14 protein-coding genes, 1 tRNA gene and 1 other annotated feature are annotated in these 17,740 nt (G+C 28.3%); of the genes, 14 read left to right on the top strand and 1 reads right to left on the bottom strand.

Translation table 11 applies throughout. The features are described 5' to 3' along the window. Positions 1 to 54: 54 nt before the first annotated feature. The gene (locus IC214_RS02210; protein WP_227433429.1) at positions 55 to 819 is read right to left on the bottom strand and encodes a DeoR/GlpR family DNA-binding transcription regulator; all 765 of its coding nucleotides are present in this window, start codon (positions 817 to 819) and stop codon (positions 55 to 57) included. Between the two features lie 259 nt (positions 820 to 1,078). Here IC214_RS02210 and IC214_RS02205 point away from each other — a divergent pair. From IC214_RS02205 to IC214_RS21000, 14 genes are all read left to right on the top strand, one after another. Beyond that, a tRNA-Ser gene (locus tag IC214_RS02205) sits at positions 1,079 to 1,169 on the top strand. Positions 1,170 to 1,264: 95 nt separating this feature from the next. Continuing rightward, positions 1,265 to 2,053: a flagellar motor protein gene (locus tag IC214_RS02200; protein WP_227433428.1), complete on the top strand. Its 789-nt coding sequence runs from the start codon at positions 1,265 to 1,267 to the stop codon at positions 2,051 to 2,053. Between the two features lie 20 nt (positions 2,054 to 2,073). Beyond that, entirely contained in the window at positions 2,074 to 2,814 is a 741-nt protein-coding gene (locus IC214_RS02195; protein ID WP_227433427.1) for a flagellar motor protein MotB, read from the top strand. A gap of 180 nt (positions 2,815 to 2,994) precedes the next feature. Then, positions 2,995 to 3,369: a hypothetical protein gene (locus tag IC214_RS02190; protein ID WP_227433426.1), complete on the top strand. Its 375-nt coding sequence runs from the start codon at positions 2,995 to 2,997 to the stop codon at positions 3,367 to 3,369. Positions 3,370 to 3,461: 92 nt separating this feature from the next. Beyond that, on the top strand, positions 3,462 to 4,922 hold the full coding sequence (locus IC214_RS02185) for an extracellular solute-binding protein (RefSeq protein WP_227866170.1): 1,461 nt from the start codon (positions 3,462 to 3,464) through the stop codon (positions 4,920 to 4,922). Between the two features lie 50 nt (positions 4,923 to 4,972). Continuing rightward, positions 4,973 to 8,002, top strand: coding sequence for an EAL domain-containing protein (locus tag IC214_RS02180; protein WP_227824732.1), 3,030 nt, complete (start codon positions 4,973 to 4,975; stop codon positions 8,000 to 8,002). Between the two features lie 78 nt (positions 8,003 to 8,080). After that, the gene (locus tag IC214_RS02175; RefSeq protein ID WP_227824733.1) at positions 8,081 to 10,147 is read left to right on the top strand and encodes an ATP-dependent helicase; all 2,067 of its coding nucleotides are present in this window, start codon (positions 8,081 to 8,083) and stop codon (positions 10,145 to 10,147) included. A 344-nt stretch (positions 10,148 to 10,491) separates the two neighbouring features. Continuing rightward, positions 10,492 to 10,706 (top strand) — a binding site (T-box leader). A 228-nt stretch (positions 10,707 to 10,934) separates the two neighbouring features. Beyond that, positions 10,935 to 11,750 (top strand): transporter substrate-binding domain-containing protein, encoded by an 816-nt coding sequence (locus IC214_RS02170; RefSeq protein ID WP_227831276.1) that lies wholly within the window; start codon positions 10,935 to 10,937, stop codon positions 11,748 to 11,750. A 27-nt stretch (positions 11,751 to 11,777) separates the two neighbouring features. Further along, positions 11,778 to 12,455, top strand: a complete 678-nt coding sequence (locus IC214_RS02165) for an amino acid ABC transporter permease (protein ID WP_227433421.1) — start codon at positions 11,778 to 11,780, stop codon at positions 12,453 to 12,455. Between the two features lie 58 nt (positions 12,456 to 12,513). Further along, complete coding sequence (locus IC214_RS02160) at positions 12,514 to 13,236, top strand: amino acid ABC transporter ATP-binding protein (protein ID WP_227433420.1); 723 nt, start codon at positions 12,514 to 12,516, stop codon at positions 13,234 to 13,236. Between the two features lie 657 nt (positions 13,237 to 13,893). After that, entirely contained in the window at positions 13,894 to 15,045 is a 1,152-nt protein-coding gene (locus IC214_RS02155; RefSeq protein ID WP_227866169.1) for a cysteine desulfurase family protein, read from the top strand. 45 nt (positions 15,046 to 15,090) lie between these two features. Beyond that, on the top strand, positions 15,091 to 16,266 hold the full coding sequence (gene thiI, locus IC214_RS02150; RefSeq protein ID WP_227433418.1) for a tRNA uracil 4-sulfurtransferase ThiI: 1,176 nt from the start codon (positions 15,091 to 15,093) through the stop codon (positions 16,264 to 16,266). 38 nt (positions 16,267 to 16,304) lie between these two features. After that, a complete protein-coding gene (gene crcB / locus IC214_RS02145; RefSeq protein ID WP_227866168.1) occupies positions 16,305 to 16,679 on the top strand; it encodes a fluoride efflux transporter CrcB in 375 nt (124 codons plus the stop codon). 46 nt (positions 16,680 to 16,725) lie between these two features. Next, positions 16,726 to 17,535 (top strand): prepilin-type N-terminal cleavage/methylation domain-containing protein, encoded by an 810-nt coding sequence (locus IC214_RS21000; protein ID WP_285894571.1) that lies wholly within the window; start codon positions 16,726 to 16,728, stop codon positions 17,533 to 17,535. Positions 17,536 to 17,740 lie beyond the last annotated feature (205 nt).

Genomic DNA, 17,740 nt, shown 5'->3' with positions numbered 1-17,740 from the left:
TCCTTAACTTTAATCAATGATATTTTATAAGGAACTAAAAAGCAATCATATAAGCTAATTATCAGCTATGACTAAAGGTATTCCTTTTTGAGAAAATTCTATAATTATGTCGTGGTCTATACTAGCAGATGTAATAATAGTATCTATATGCTCTATAGGAGCAACAGAAGCAAATGAATTTATTCCAAACTTAGGTGGCTCAACAACTACTATTGACTTTCTAGACCTTTCAATCATTTTTTTTCGAACAAGTGATTCTTCTAAGTGATAGTCAGAAATACCATTTTCAAGTGTAATACCTCCAGCACCTAAAATTGCCTTATCAACATTAAATTGTTCAATGGCTGCTAATGTAAGTGGTCCAGAAAAAGAACCTTCAGTTTCTCTAAGATATCCACCAAGTACATATACTTTTATATTAGTATTCATAAGTTCATTTGCAACCAAAATTGAGTTAGTTATTACAGTTAAGTTTTTTTTGTCTTTTAAACTTTTTGCAACTTCAAGAACAGTAGTTCCAGTATCCATAAAAATAGTGTCATTTGTATTTATAAATTCACTACATTTAAGAGCAATTTGTTTTTTATCATTTGAATTTATTTTTTTTCTTTTAATATAGTTAAGTTCTACGCTACTTGCTATAACTGGTATAGCACCACCATAAACTCTTTTTAAAAGTCCAATACTTTCCATATGTGCTAGGTCTCTTCGTGCTGTTTCTATTGATATATCAAACATTTGGACTATGTCATTTATTTTAATTATATTATCTGATTCGAGAATACTTAAAATCTTCTCATATCTTTCCTGTGGTAACATGGAAAATCCTCCTTGGATTAATATTATTTTAGTTTTAAGCATAACTTATGATGAATTAAGGATTTATGTCTATATGTTAATGTGTGTATATTTAGTAAATAATATTATAAGCGTTATGCAAGATAATTTTACCATATTTCAAACTTACATTTAAGTAAAAAAGTGAAAATAGATATTTAATGACTTAAAATACCTTAAATTTCATAAATTAATTGACTAAAATATAATTTTATTATATAATTTAATTGCATAGAAATAAGGAGAAGTACTCAAGTGGCTCAAGAGGATCCCCTGCTAAGGGATTAGGCTGGGTAACCGGTGCGAGGGTTCGAATCCCTCCTTCTCCGCCAATTATCAAAGGCTATCCTTGTTGAAGGTAGTCTTTTTTGTAATGTCTATTAATAAAAACAACCTAGCAGACATAATTAAAGAAAGGAGGTAATATATGACAACTTTAATTTTCTTTATAGTGGGAATAGCATCTTTAGTGGTTGCTTTCGTTATTGATGGGGGACACATTGGAGCCTTATTTGTATTTTCATCAGCACTTGTTGTTTTTGGTGGAACTATAGGGGCTGTTGGTGCTTCAACACCATTTCCTGTATTCAAAAAGTCCATAAAGATAATGTTGTTAGCTTTTAAAAATAAAAAGCCTAACAATATAGAAAACATAGTTTATTTCAAAGAAATTGCAATCAAGGCCAGAAAAGAAGGTCTTCTTAGTATTGATAAAGAAATAAGCGAAAATGATGAATTGGACCCATTTATTAGAAAAGGTCTTGAACTTATGGTAGACGGCGTTGATGCAGCTACAATAAGAAATATATTAGAATCTCAAATACAAATAACATCAAAAAGACATAAAGAAGGAATAGCAATATTCGATTCAGCAGGAGGGTATGCACCTACACTGGGAATCATAGGTACAGTTATGGGATTAGTACATATTTTAGGAAATCTTTCGAGTAATCCAGATGCACTTGGACCTCAGATATCTGTAGCGTTTTTGGCTACTTTATACGGTGTTGGTTCCGCCAATTTAATTTGGTTACCAATAGCATCAAAGCTTAAAGCTATAAATCAGCAAGAAACTAATGAAAGACTTTTAGTGATAGAAGCGATACTATCTATACTTGAGGGAGATAATTCTAATTTAATGACAGAAAAATTAAAGATATTTTTAAATTCAAAAGAATTAATTGAACTTGGAGAAGCTGATGGTAGAATTGAATAATATAAAAGGATGGAATATTTATGTTACATGATGAAGACGAAAAAGAAGAAAATAATGAGCGATGGCTTTTAACTTATTCAGACCTCATAACATTACTTATGATTTTCTTTGTCATAATGTATTCTATGAGTAATGTTGATGCAGAGAAATATAAACAATTATCTCAATCTCTAAGTTCTGCATTTGGTGGTTCATCTGGAGTTATTGAAGGTGGACAAAATAAAATAGAACCAGTAGTTGACCAAAACAATAATAATCTAGATAGTTTACAAAATCCTGAGTTTAAAGAAGTTGGTGAAAATATTCAAAAGTATTTAAATGAAAGTGGATTGGCAAATTCGGTATCATTAAAAGCTCAAGATAGAGGGCTAGTAATAAGCCTTAAAGATACTATATTATTTGATACTGGAAAAGCTGTTATAATAAATGATTCTAGAGATAAGATTATTCAAATAGGTAAGATGTTAAATGAAATGAATAGTTATATAAGAGTAGAAGGTCATACAGATAACCTATCTATAAAAAATTCTGAATTTAAATCTAATTGGGATTTATCAGTTATGAGAGCAACCAATGTTGTCCAACTTCTTATTGATAGTGCAGGTATTGCACCAAATAAGTTGTCTGCTGTAGGATATGGTGAATTTAGACCAATAGCTGACAATTCATCTCCAGATGGCAAATCAAAAAACAGAAGAGTTGATATAGTCTTGGTTGATAGTAAGTTCGATGATGTAGAAAATGTTGGAGAAAATAAATAGTTAAATAAGCTATCTCAATACAGAGTTATTTCTAATAAGGGATAGCTTTTTTATGCGAAAATTAAAAATAGATGATTAGTAAGTTACCTTTTTGTGATAAATATATGGTATCTTAAATATATAATATTTAAATTATGAAAGGACTCAATTTTAAAATTGATATCAAAGGTGAGTAAATAAATGGGTAATAAGAATAAAAACACAAAATATAAAGATAAAACAAGGGCAAGGTATAATAAAAAGGTTGAAACTTTAAATAAAGAGAAGTTAAAAGAATCTAATAAACAACATAAAAAAGAAGATAAGATTACTACTATTATTAATAAATCTAGTATTGTATTATGTGTTCTTTTAGTAATATTTTCTTTACTTTATCTGTTTAAGTTAGTTCAGCTTAATATAATAATGACACTTTTAGTAATTACAGTGGCTATTCAACAAGGTTTGGTATCATTTGGTGCATTTAGAGAGAAGAATTATGCTAAAGGTATATTTTCAATATTTGTAATCATTTGTTTTCTAGTTGCTTTTAAATATACTGTTAGTCCTATTTAAATATATCAGTAAATATTTTATAATTAATATAAGTAATTAAGTTACGGTTTTAATGCTATAATAAATTTTATACATTTGAAGGAGTCGATTTTATGAATAGGAGTGGATTTGTAAAATTAATTATCACATCAATGATTATTTTATTACTTACAGGGTGTGATTTGAAAAAGGAAGAGAGTTATAAACTAGATCCAGAAAATCCGACATCAATAGAAATTTGGCATTATTATAATGGACAGCAAAAAATGGCGTTTGATAAGCTAGTTAAGGAATTTAATGACACTGTAGGTGCTGAAAAAGGAATTATTGTTGAAGCGTTTAGTCAGGGAAATGTAGTTGATTTATCTGAAAAGGTGCTGGATTCTGCTAATAAAAAGGTTGGTTCTGAAGATGTTCCAAATATTTTTGCAGCGTACTCAGATACTGCATATGAAATGGATAAATTAGAACTACTAGTAGATATTGATAAGTACATAAGTAAGGATGAATTAAATGAGTATATAGAAGAATATGTAGATGAAGGTAGACTAAATTCTGATAACGAACTTAAGCTTTTTCCGATTGCAAAGTCTACTGAGATTTTGATGTTAAATAAGACAGATTGGGATAAGTTTGCCAAAGCAACAAATTCAAATATAAATGATATACAAACAATTGAAGGATTAGTAGAGACATCAAAGAAATACTATGAATGGACAGATAGTTTAACAAAAGAGCCTAATGATGGTAAAGCATTTTTTGGAAGAGATGCTCTAGCAAATTATATTATTATAGGAAGTAAGCAGTTAGGAGTAGAAATTTTTTCAGTTAAAGATGGAAAAGTTACACTGAATCTTGATGAAAAGGTTATGAAAAAATTATGGGATAATTTTTATGTCCCATATATAAATGGATATTTTGCATCTTATGGTAAATTCCGTTCTGATGATGCAAAAACAGGAGATATACTAGCTCTTGTTGGCTCTAGCTCAGGAGCATCATATTTTCCAGATGAAGTAATGTTAAATGATAATGAGAGTTATAAAATTGAGACATCTGTCTTTCAAGCTCCACGTTTTAAAGATAAAGAAAAATATGCTGTACAACAAGGGGCAGGAATGGCTGTAACAAAATCTACTAAAGAAGAAGAGTATGCATCAGTAGAATTTTTAAAATGGTTTACAGATAAAGAGTCTAATGTAAAATTCTCTATTGCTTCTGGATACCTACCAGTAAAGAAAAAAACAAATAATTTGGATGTTATAAAGGATGTTATGAATAAAGACGATTTAAAGGTATCAAGTAAAGTGGAAAGTTCAATTGTTTCATCTATTGAACAGATTAATAGTTGTAAGTTGTACACTAATAAAGCATTTGATGGTGGGACAAAAGCCAGACAAATCCTTGAGTATTCAATGATTGATAAAGCTAAAGAAGATTTAAATAAAATAAATGAATTAATAAAAAATGGAACCTCTAAAGAGAATGCAGTAGCACAATTTAATAATAATGAAAATTTTTCAGCATGGTTTTTAAATTTTAAGACTGAGCTTGAAAATGCTGTAAAAGAGTAGGTGAATTGGCAACGTGTACCAAAATGCACAAAGGTATGGGTGGAATAAATATGGAAAATAATCTAAAAAAGAATAACTCAATAATGAAAAAGATGATATTTCCTCTAATTATTGTTATGCTAATTCAAACAAGTTTATTTTGTGCCACAATTTTATGGGGAGGAACTATTAAAAGACTAAATGATAATTCATTTGATATTTTAAATGAAAGAGTAATTAATCGTAAAAATTATATACAAAATGAGATGTTACAAAGATGGTCAAAGACAAGCGAGACAGAACTAGCTATTAACTCATCTGTAAAAAAGGTTTTAGATGAAAATAATGTCTCAATTAAAGATGTGGGTATAAACGAAGAAATTAATAAAGAAATTATAAAAAATATATCAAAAGATTTAATCTATCTTTTGAGAAAAAATTCTGTTACAGGTTCTTTCATAATTTTAAATAACAAAGATATTGAAGATGATTCAATAAATAGTAAAGATGAAATAAGTAGGACAGGATTGTATATAAGAGACCTAGACCCTAAATTTAACCCAAATGATAATTCTGATTTGCTAATTGAAAGAGGCTCCTCAGAGATAGCAAGAAGTTTTGGAATATCTATGGATAGTTATTGGGCTCCAAAGTTTTCCTTTAAAAGTGAAAATGAGGAAAAAGGAGATAATTTCTTTTATAAACCATTTAGAGCTGCAATTGATAATCCAAATACATCAAGTTCTAATTTAGGATACTGGGGAAGTCAGTTCTTATTAACAAATGAAGGCGATAGAGTTATAACATATTCAGTTCCTCTTATTTATGAAGATGGAACTGTATATGGAGTACTTGGAATAGATTTAGGTATAAATTATTTAAGAGAGTTGCTTCCATATGGGGAGATAAATGAGAATAAAAAAGGTAATTATATTTTAGGCGTAGATAGAAATGATGATTTGGCATTTGAAAATGTTGTTTCGAATGGTTATACATTTAAAGACAAATTTTGGGATGGTTTACATTCGAACCTTGAGCAAAAAGAATCTTATAAAAATGTATATAAAGTTAAAAATGAAGATGATGGTAAAATTAAAGAAAGTACTTATGCTAGTGTACAATATTTAGATTTATACAATTCCAATACTCCATTTGAAAATGAGCGTTGGGCTCTTTTGGGAATTATTGAAGAAAAAAGTTTATTGTGTTTTTCAAAAAGAGTGGAAACCTTGGTAATAGTGTCTGTTGCAGTTTCCTTAGTGATAGGGCTTATAGGTATTTATATTGCTTCGAGATTGTTTACAAAACCAATTGTTCTTTTGGTTAATAAAGTTAGAAATAGTAATCCATCAAAACCAGTAAATCTTGATAAAATAAACATATCTGAAATAGATGAATTATCTTCAGCTATAGAGCTACTTAGTGCAAATGTTGCAGATTCCTCATCAAAATTATCACAAATTATTGAAATTGCAGATATGCCAATTGGAGCTTTTGAATTATATAAAAATGGAGATAATGTTTTTTGTACAAAAGGATTTTTTAGTATATTTACTACGGATGATGAATTTCAAGAATATGGATATATATCAAAAAGTAAATTTATGAAAAAAATGAATGAAATGGATACATATTTACAGAAAAATTATAAGACAGAAAATATATACATATATAAATTTGAATCTAAAGATAAAACTTCTAAGTGGATAAGATTAAATATTGTTGAAGATGACTTAAAGATATTAGGTGTTGTTGTTGATGTTACAAAAGAGTTTATTGAGAAAATGAAAATTGAGTATGAAAGAGATTTTGATATTTTAACAAATCTTCTAAATAGGAGAGCTTTTTATTCACAAGTACGAGAAAAATTTGAAAATAAAGAAGAGATTAAAATAGCTGCATTTATAATGTGGGATTTAGATAATTTAAAATATATTAATGATACCTATGGTCATGATGCTGGTGATGAATATATTAGATGTGCAGCAGATATACTTAAAAAGTTTATATCATGGAATGGTATAGTTTCTAGACTTTCAGGGGATGAGTTTTATGTATTCATATATGGGTATGAAAGTAAAGATAGCATAAGAACTATTATTAACTCAGTTAAGACACAGATGAATAATACTTTATTAAAGCTTCATGATGGGACAGAATTTAAAATAAGAGCATCAGCAGGGATTTCTTGGTATCCTAGCGATTCAACTAACTATGATGAACTAATGAAATATGCAGATTTTGCTATGTATCAAATTAAAAATACAATTAAAGGTGAAGTAAGTGAATTTGATGTCAATATATATAATAAAGATTCATTCTTGTTGCATAATAGAGAAGAGTTAAATAAATTAATTGATGGTCAATTGGTTGAATATGCATTTCAGCCTATTGTGGATTGTAAAGGTGAAGTATTTGCATATGAAGCACTTATGAGACCCAAAATGGAAACTTTTAGTTCTCCAATGGATGTTATTAGATTGGCTCGTTCACAGTCTAAGTTATATCAAATCGAACGTATCACATGGTTCAAAGCACTTAAATCTTTTAAGAGATATAGGGAACAGTTTGGAGTGTGTAAATTGTTCTTAAACTCTATACCAAATAATAATTTATCAAAAGTTGATTTTGAAGAAATAGAAGATTTATATGGTAATTATCTAAATAGGGTAGTGCTAGAAATAACAGAGAATGATAAGATTAGTGAAGATTTTATTGACAAAAAGAAAGTGTATATAAATCAGTGGAATATAGAAATTGCTTTAGATGATTTTGGAACAGGTTACAATGGCGATGCTGTACTACTGTACATAATGCCAAATTATGTGAAGATTGATATGTCTATTGTAAGAGGTATTGACAAAGATGAAGATAGAAGAAAAATACTAAAAAACCTTATTTCATATTCTAAAGAAAGAAATATTAAAGTTATAGCAGAAGGTGTAGAAACCAAAAGTGAAATGGAAGCATTAGTAGCTATTGGAATAGATTATATTCAAGGATATTACATTGGTAAACCAGAATTTGTTCCTCAAGATATAAGTGATAAAATTAAACAGGAACTCAAGATATGTTATGAAAATAGAGATGATATAGTTTAATAGAAGAAAAATTAAATGTATTTTTAGGATACTTTTAGTTTATAATTAAAAAAGAAAATAGGATGATTATAAATTAAGGTGGTGGATGTAATAATCACAACAAATATAGATATAAGACAGTTAAATGAAAATCAACTAGAAGCAGTTGAACATATAGATGGGCCTTGCATGATACTTGCAGGGCCTGGTTCAGGTAAGACTAGGGTAATTACATATAGAATAGCTAATATGGTAGTAAACAAAAATATAGCACCAGCAAGAATATTGGCGATAAGTTTTACCAAAGCATCCTCAGTAGAAATGAAAAATAGAGCATTGAGTTTAAGTGATGATATAAGACTCAATAAGGTAACATATGGCACTTTTCATTCTGTGTTTTTTAAGATTTTGAGGTATTTTGAAAGGTACAATTTAGATAGCATATTTGATGAAAAGTCAAAGAGGATAACAATAAAGGCAATATTAAAAAGTCTAAATATAGAAAATGCAGATGATGATGAAAATATAGGTCAAGTTATAAATGAAATATCTTATGTAAAAAATGAACTTATGGATAAGAATGAATTTAGCTCAGAAGTGTTGACAAAAGATGAGTTTTTAAAAGTATATAATTTATATGAAGAGCAAAAATCAAAAGTTAATAAGATTGATTTTGATGATATGCTTATAAAGACTTATTATTTGCTTTTGAATAATAAATCCGCCTTAGAAATGGTTAGGAATGTATATAAATATATATTGATAGATGAATTCCAAGATATAAATAAAGTGCAATTTGAGGTTTTAAAGTTAATTTGTAATCCACTAAACAACATATTTGCGGTTGGAGACGAAGACCAAAGTATATATGGTTTTAGAGGAGCTAGACCAGATTTTTTGCTTGAATTTGAAAAATATTTTAATAATACTAAAAAAATAGTGCTGGATGTAAATTATAGGTCTAAAAGTGAAATAGTAAATACTGCAAACAGGCTTATAGAAAAAAATAGAAATAGATATGAAAAAGTTATTAAATGTAGTCAAGGTAAGGGAGGCATTGTGAGTTATATTTCTCCATATGATTCAGAGGAAGAAGCTTTACATATTGCCAAGGAAATAATTGACGAAATAAAAAAGGATTATGTAGAGTATTCAGATTTTGCAGTAATTTATAGAACTAATATACAGTCAAGAGCCTTAGTAGATGTATTTATGGATATGAGAATTCCATTTGTAGTAAAAGATTCAGTAATTACAATATATGACCATTGGGCAAGTCAGGATATACTAGCATATTTAAGAATAGGTATTAATCCAAAATCAAATAAAGATTGGTTAAGAATTATAAATAAGCCATTTAGATATATATCTAAAGATAATGTAAATATGGTTAAAGATGAAAAAGATTTTGTAACAGCACTAATAAACAAATGTAACCTTCATCCCAAACAAGTTAAAACAATAACAGATTTGGAGATAGACTTGAGCTATTTGAATACTTTAAATCCTAAAAATGCAATATCTTATATTAGAACTAGTCTTGACTATGATAGATATGTCTTGGATTACTGTAGCAATAGAAAGATAAAGACTAATGGGCTTGTAGAGATATTAAACGAACTTGAGAGCTCTGCTACAAATTTCAATACAGTGACAGAGTTTTTAGACCATATTGAGAGAGTAAAGATTGAGTTAATGGAAAATAACAAGAATAAACAGACTGATGGTGTTATATTTACAACTATGCATAGTGCAAAAGGATTAGAATTTAGGAATGTCTATATTATAGGTGCAAATGAAGGAACAATACCTCATGAAAAATCATATGATATTTGTAAGGAAGAAAAAAAAGAGGAACAATTAGAAGAAGAAAGAAGACTTATGTATGTAGCTATTACAAGAGCTGAAGAAAAACTATGTATAAGTTCTACTTTAAATAAATATGGTAAAAAAGTTGATAAATCATTGTTTATCAATGATATAAAATCTCCAACTAAAAAAGAAATTGATAGTATTGGTGTTGGTGATAAGGTATACCATAAAAAATTTCACGAAGGCGAAATAATCAAAAAAGATGGAAACATGTTTACGATAAAGTTTAAAGATAGAGAGCGAACTTTAGATTTGAAAACTTGTTTATTGAAGAATATAATCCATATTATTTAACTTAGTATATAAAATTTAATAAATATAAGATATATTATTTATAAGTATTTAAGCAATGAAAATGAAAAAGAAAAATATTATTTATAAGTATTTAAATAATGGAAATAAAAAGAAAAATATTATTTATAAACATTTAAGAAATAGAAACAAATAAGAAGTATATTATTTGTAATTACCTAAAGAACAGAAATAAATAAGAAATACATTATTTATAAATATATGGATAATATCAACAAGCATGTAATACAATATCTAAATTTTAGAAAATAAAATTATTAAAAAAATAAAAAACTTATTGACAAAAATATTAGAAGGAAGTACAATTGTATTAACAATTTAAGGAAACAAATCCAGTGATAGAGAAAGTAGCATATATGGATTTACAGCGAGTTAGGGGTTGGTGTAAGCCTAGCAATGAAGTCTATGTGAAGAGAGCTCTGGAGGAAATTATCAGAAGTTTTAGTTAGTATGATAATTGGTTTGCCCGCCTTAAGGGATTGAGAGGATAAGTACTTACTTATCAAAAAGAGTGGTAACGCGGATATAATTCGTCTCTTAGCTGTAAAGCTAAGGGACTTTTTTGATTTTAAAATTAAAATATCCCTGTAGCTATAAAGGCTAAAATTCACAAATTTTGAAGGTTGTATAAGTATTTATCAATAAGAGTGGTAACGCGGTAAAGTCGTCTCTTAGTCATTAAAGACTGAGGGACTTTTTTTGTAACTCGAAACATTAAAGTATTAAAAATTTGAGGGAAAATTATAATTAAAAGAGAGGGGTAGTTAAAATGAAAGTATTTAAAAAATTATTAAGTTTAGGATTAGTATTAGGATTAACATTATCGCTAGTAGGATGTAGTGGTGGAGAAGAAAAAACAAAATTAGAGCAAATAAAGGAAAGTGGAAAATTAGTTGTCGGTACTAGTGCAGAATTCCCACCATTTGAATTTCATAAAGTAGTAGATGGTAAAGATTCAATAAAAGGATTCGATGTAATGTTGGCTGAAGAATTTGCAAAAGAACTTGGTGTAAAGGTTGAAATTAAAGATATGTCATTTGATGGATTAATAGGTGCTTTAAATGCAGACCAAGTTGATATGGTTCTTGCAGGGATGTCTCCAACACCAGAAAGAGAAAAGAGTGTTGATTTCTCAGAATTATATTATTTAAGTAGAAATGCAGTTATAGTTAAAGATGCAGATATAGACAAAGTAAAAACTGAAGACGATTTGAAAAAACTTAGAGTAGGGGTACAGGCAGGAAGCATTCAAGAAGAATATGTAGTTAACACTCTAAAAATGACAACTACAAAATCTTTAAAAGCAATACCTGATTTAATTACAGAATTAAAAAATGGAAACATAGATGCAGTTGTTACTAATGAGGCAGTTTCTTTAATAAATGTTAAAAAATATGATGGAATAAAAATGGCAAATACTGAAGTTGGTAAAGATGTAACAGAAGGTATGGCAGCAGCAATCAAAAAAGCTGATAACAACAAAGACTTTATAGAATTATTAAATAAAAAAATAAAAGAATTACAAGATGGTAAAAAAATAGAAGAATTTTTAAATGAAGCATCTACTGAAGCTGCTTCAAATTAGTAAGAAAGTTATGTGGGAGATGAAATTATGAGTTTAGATTTTAGTTTTTTAAGTAGATTTGGGACTTCTTTTTTGGAAGGAACAGGTGTGACAGTAGGAATTTCTCTTGTGGCATTATGCTTTGGATTTGTAATAGGTATAATTATCTGCATGGCAAAAATATCAAAGAGTAAAGTATTAAGAGTAATATCATCAATCTATATTGAGATTTTAAGAGGAACACCATTATTAGTACAGATATATATAGTATGGTTTGGATTACCTCAATTAGGAATAAGATTCCCTATGTTATTTGGTATACCAAGTGAATTTATAGCTAGTGCATTTGCATTGTCAGTAAACTCTGGTGCATATGTGGCAGAGATACTTAGATCAGGTATACAATCAGTTGATAATGGACAAATGGAAGCAAGTAGATCATTAGGATTAAATTACTGGTCAACTATGAGATATATAATAATACCTCAAGCTATAAAAAATATACTACCTTCATTAGCAAATGAGTTTATTACACTTGTAAAAGAATCTTCAATAATATCTGTAATAGGTGTTGTTGAGATAATGCGTACTGCTGATATAGTAAAAAATGCAGCATTCAGAGCATTAGAGCCATTAATAGTAGCAGCAGCAATTTATTTTGTTATAACATTTACTCTATCAAGATTAGTTGGATTATTAGAAAAGAAACTATCTGTGTCTAACTAGATGAGAACATGTTTAGCATTTAGGGAAAACATAGAATAGTAAAAAGGAAAGTGATAATATGATTACAATAAAAAATTTAAGTAAATCTTTTGGAGATTTAAATGTATTAAAAAATATAGACTTAGAAATCGCTAAAGGCGAAATAATGGTTATAGTAGGTCCAAGTGGCTCTGGTAAAAGTACACTTCTTAGATGTATGAATTTATTAGAAATACCTACAGGTGGAGAGATAATATTTGAAGGAAAAAATTTAGTTGATAAAAAAACTAATATTGATGAAGTTAGACAAAATATAGGTATGGTGTTTCAGAACTTTAATTTATTCCCACATAAGACTATTTTAGATAATATAACATTGGCACCAATTAAATTAAAAAAAATGACTAAGGAAGAAGCAGAAAAAAAAGCAGAAGTTTTATTAAGTAGAGTTGGTCTTTTAGATAAAAAAGATTCATATCCATCACAATTATCTGGAGGGCAAAAGCAAAGAATAGCAATAGCGCGAGCTCTTGCTATGGAACCAGATATGATGTTATTTGATGAGCCAACATCTGCTCTTGACCCAGAAATGGTAAATGAAGTTTTGGATGTTATAAAAGAACTTGCTAAAGAAGGAATGACAATGGCAATTGTAACTCATGAAATGGGATTTGCTAAAGAAGTTGCAGATAGAGTTATCTTTATAGATGGAGGAAGTATTCTTGAGGAGGATTCTCCAGAAGAAGTCTTTGGAAATCCAAAACACGATAGAACAAAATCATTCTTAGCAAAAGTGTTATAATATATAAAAAAAGGATGTATTGATATTAGAAATTCAATACATCCTTTTTTAGTGCTAATTAATATGATTTTTAAAATTAAAATTATACTGACATTAACTTTATCTTAGTTTAATATCATATTTTTGCAGAAAAAAAAAGAGCTCGGGGTAAGCTCTTTTTTTCCATCGAATTAGTTTCCGATATTAATTCGATTTTTAATAAATATAAAATATATCCTTATGAAAGGGTATTGGGAATAGATATATTAACTAACTAGGGTTACCAGGGGGATAACCTTAATTTATTATAACAAAATGCGACACAAAAATCAATATTTTTTTTGATATAAATTATAAAAGTTATTTTTATAACAAGTAAGCTTATAAAAATAGACTTTATAGCAAAAATAAGTATATGTATAATATAATATATTTATTTTATATAATATATTATTTTATCATATATTGTATGTTATCACGTATTTTTGTAGGGTATAGTATAAATATATTATATTTTAGCATAAAATTTTGTAGTTAAGTGAAAAAACTAGATTTTTATGAAAGAAGATTCTATAAACTTAAGATTATCTTTTTAATAAAGATTAACAAAAAAAATACTGTAATTAATGGTATAATAATTAGAGTTGAAGATTTTAAATAAAGGCAGGTGTAATTAAGTTGGAAATATACTTAGATAATAGTGCAACTACAAAACCTTATCCAGAAGTTATAGATAAAATGGTATATGCACTTAGTACGGATTATGGAAATCCTTCTTCTGTTCATAGAAAAGGTGTGGAAGTTGAAAAAGGTATAAAAGAAGTAAGACAGATTATAGCTAAATCTCTAGGCGCGAAAGATAAAGAGATTTATTTTACATCAGGTGGAACAGAATGTAATAATACTATAATAAGAGGTATTGCCAATCTAAATAAGAAGAGAAGAAATCATATAATATCTACAAATATAGAACATCCTTCTGTTTTAAACACACTAAAAGATTTAGAAGAAGATGGATTTGAAGTAACTTACTTAGAGGTCGGAAAAGATGGAAAGATAAATATAGAAGATTTGAAAAATGCTATAAAATCAGCTACATGTTTAGTAAGTATGATGCATGTTAACAATGAAATAGGAACTGTACAGCCAATAGATGAAGTTGGAAAATATCTGAAGTCTTTAAAAGAGAAGATATATTTCCATGTAGATGCTATTCAATCATATGGAAAAATAAACTTTAGACCATCTAAATACAATATAGATTTTATGAGTGTAAGCGCACATAAATTTCATGGTCCAAAGGGAATTGGATTTATGTATATTAAGGAAAATAATCGCTTAAAGCCTATGCTAACAGGAGGAGGACAAGAAATTGGAATTAGGTCTGGAACAGAAAATGTACCTGGAATATATGGACTTGGAGAAGCTGTAAATATATTAAGTAAAGATTTAGATGCTGTTATTTTGAAGATAAATAACTTAAAAAACATATTTAGAAATAAAATAGTTGAAAATATAGAAGATATAAAAATTAATTCTCCAGAAGATGGCGTATGTCATATATTAAATGTATCATTTATAGGTACAAAGGGAGAAGTTTTACTTCATTACCTAGAGCAAAAAGGAATTTATGTGTCAACTGGATCTGCATGTTCTTCTAAGAAAAAAGGTAGTCATGTTTTGAATGCCATAGGTCTTACAAATGAAGAAATCAATGGAACAATAAGGTTTAGCCTATCTGATATGAATACAGAAGATGAGATATCTGAAGCTGTGAAAGTATTAAAAGAATCAATTTGTGATTTAAGGTCAATAATGAGAAAGAAATAAAGAATACTGTATAAATAATAAGAAGAAAGTAGTTTAAGAGGTGAAATGGTGTATAATATATTAATAGTAAAGTATGGAGAAATTGGAGTAAAAGGAAAAAATAGATATATATTTGAGAATAGACTTATAAGAAATATAAGAAATATGTTAAAGCCAATTGGCAAATTTAATGTATATAAAGAGTATGGAAGAATATATGTCGATTTAGAAGATTATGATTATGAAGAAGTTATTGAAGAAGTTAGAAAAGTATTTGGTATAGTAGGTGTGTGTCCTGGAGTAAGAGCTAAAAAAGATTATGATACATTAAAAGAAATAGCTTTAAAGATGCTAGAAGAAAAAATAGATGCTGGATATAAAACTTTTAAGGTAGAGTCAAGAAGAGGAGATAAGTCTTTTAGATTAACTTCTCAAGAAATGAGTATGGATATAGGTGGGTACTTATTATCAAAGGTAGGAGATAGAATTGATGTTGATGTAAGAAATCCAGAAGTTAAAATAAAATGTGAATACAGAGAATTTCATACTATGGTTTATAGTGATACTATACCTGGATACGGTGGATTACCACTTGGAACTAATGGTAGAGCGATGTCTCTTTTGTCTGGTGGTATAGATAGTCCAGTAGCAACATGGATGGTCGCAAAAAGGGGTATGGAAGTAGAAGCAGTGCATTTTCACAGCTATCCATTCACAAGTGAAAGGTCACAAGAAAAAGTTAAAGATTTAGCTAAGATATTAGCTAAATATTGTGGTAGAGTAAGGCTTCATAAAGTAAATATACTAGAAATACAAAAAGCAATTGGCGAGAATTGTAATGAAGAAGAAGCGACTATTCTTTCAAGAAGATTTATGATGAGAATAGCACAAAAACTTTCTGAAAAAAGACATTGTGATGCTTTGATTACAGGTGAAAGTATTGGTCAAGTTGCATCTCAAACTATACAAGGGCTTACTTGCACTAATGCTGTTGTAAATTTACCAGTATTTAGACCACTTATAGCTATGGACAAATCAGACATAGTTGATATAGCTAAGAAAATAGGGACTTTTGAAACATCTATAATACCTGAAGAAGATTGCTGTAGCGTATTTTCTCCTAGAAAACCTGTTACTAAACCTAGACTAGAAAAAATAGAAAAATCTGAGTTGTCACTTGATATTGAAAAATTAGTACAGGATGCAATTGACGGAATAGAGGTTGAAGACATAGAATTTTAATATGGAAGTGATTTAGTTATTTGGGGTAGGTGTTATATGTGATTCAAGTATTATATGTTGGTATTGGTGGATTTTTAGGAGCTATATTAAGATATTTAATATCTCTAAAGTTTGTAGGAACTAAGTTTCCATTTGGGACTTTGGTGGTCAATATTCTGGGTGGAATTTTAATTGGCTTTATAATGGAAATGAGTATAAGGACAGATTGTATTTCTAATAATTTAAAATTGTTTTTGACAACTGGTTTAATGGGAGGACTAACTACATTTTCTACTTTTAGCTTCGAAACTGTAAAGTTTTTTGATAGTGGGAATTATATATTATTTGGACTAAACATATTTTTTAATTTGGCATTAAGTATTTTGGGAGTTTTTGTTGGAAGGACTTTATGTAGACACTTTATTACTGTATAGCAGATTAAATTAAACACTATAATTTTATTTAATGGGAATGATTATTATGAATAAAAAGGGTTTTACACTAATTGAATTATTGGTAGTTATATCTATAATAGGAATTTTGGTTATAGTTGCGTTACCAGCACTTTTTAAAAATATAGAGAAAAGTAAAGCAGTAACATGTCTTTCCAATAGAGAAAATATAAAGACTCAAATTGTTATTGCTGTGGCTGAGGAACCTAGCAAAGATAAAAAAGAAGTTATAAAAGATGTATTAAAAAATACGGATGGTAAGTATTTTGAAACAGAGCCAAAGTGTAAGTCAGGTGGAACATATTCAGCAGAGTTTGATGATGGTTATGATGGAATAACTGGAGAAGAAAGTATTGCAAGAGTTTATGTTACTTGTACAGAACATCCAGATGGTGTTGAGATGGCTAGAGATGTACACCAAAGTATGATGGACTTGATTGCATCATTTGCAGTAGACCCTTCTGTAATACCAGGGCCTTCAAAAGGGAATGATGCTTTTAGAAATTATTTACTAAATAATAAATATAAAAATGGGTGGCCTACAATTCCAGATGAATTTAAAAAGAAATATAATTTAAGTAAGGCAACATTATATATACAACCATATGCATATAACCCTACTGAATCTGATGCTACTGTAGTTGTATTTGCAAATGATAAGACTGGAGGTAATTGGTACACATCTTTAGTTTATGATTATGATGAAGGTAGATGGTATAAAGGTAACAATGGTATTTCTGTTGCAGGTAGGTCATGGAATGTTGATTCAGCTGATGGTAAGACTAAATCTGTAAAAACAGAGATTCATACAAAAGCTGGTTGGGGTCCTTTAAATTAATATAGTAAATTTTATCAACTTTACTGGTATTAATCGTTCTATAGAAAAATGATATTTTCTATAGTTGAGTGATACCAGTTTTGTATTTAAGTTTATTTGTGAGGTAGATATATTGATGTTTTGATATTATAAAAGCTTCACATATAAACTAAAAATAATTATAATAAGAATATAAAGAAGTTTAATTATAAAATTAATTTTCTAA

It is taken from the genome of Clostridioides sp. ES-S-0190-01 (assembly GCF_020658275.1).
GTDB lineage: Bacteria > Bacillota > Clostridia > Peptostreptococcales > Peptostreptococcaceae > Clostridioides.
Note: the sequence above shows the minus strand (reverse complement) of the source record. Positions and strands in the feature narration are given on the sequence as shown.

Coding starts and splice junctions, on each gene's coding strand:
- IC214_RS02185 (WP_227866170.1), top strand. CDS start 3,462: ATGAATAGGAGTGGATTTGTAAAATTAATTATCACATCAATGATTATT.
- IC214_RS02200 (WP_227433428.1), top strand. CDS start 1,265: ATGACAACTTTAATTTTCTTTATAGTGGGAATAGCATCTTTAGTGGTT.
- IC214_RS02165 (WP_227433421.1), top strand. CDS start 11,778: ATGAGTTTAGATTTTAGTTTTTTAAGTAGATTTGGGACTTCTTTTTTG.
- IC214_RS02195 (WP_227433427.1), top strand. CDS start 2,074: ATGTTACATGATGAAGACGAAAAAGAAGAAAATAATGAGCGATGGCTT.
- IC214_RS02210 (WP_227433429.1), bottom strand. CDS start 819: ATGTTACCACAGGAAAGATATGAGAAGATTTTAAGTATTCTCGAATCA.
- IC214_RS02190 (WP_227433426.1), top strand. CDS start 2,995: ATGGGTAATAAGAATAAAAACACAAAATATAAAGATAAAACAAGGGCA.
- IC214_RS02170 (WP_227831276.1), top strand. CDS start 10,935: ATGAAAGTATTTAAAAAATTATTAAGTTTAGGATTAGTATTAGGATTA.
- thiI (WP_227433418.1), top strand. CDS start 15,091: ATGGTGTATAATATATTAATAGTAAAGTATGGAGAAATTGGAGTAAAA.
- IC214_RS02160 (WP_227433420.1), top strand. CDS start 12,514: ATGATTACAATAAAAAATTTAAGTAAATCTTTTGGAGATTTAAATGTA.
- IC214_RS21000 (WP_285894571.1), top strand. CDS start 16,726: ATGAATAAAAAGGGTTTTACACTAATTGAATTATTGGTAGTTATATCT.
- IC214_RS02180 (WP_227824732.1), top strand. CDS start 4,973: ATGGAAAATAATCTAAAAAAGAATAACTCAATAATGAAAAAGATGATA.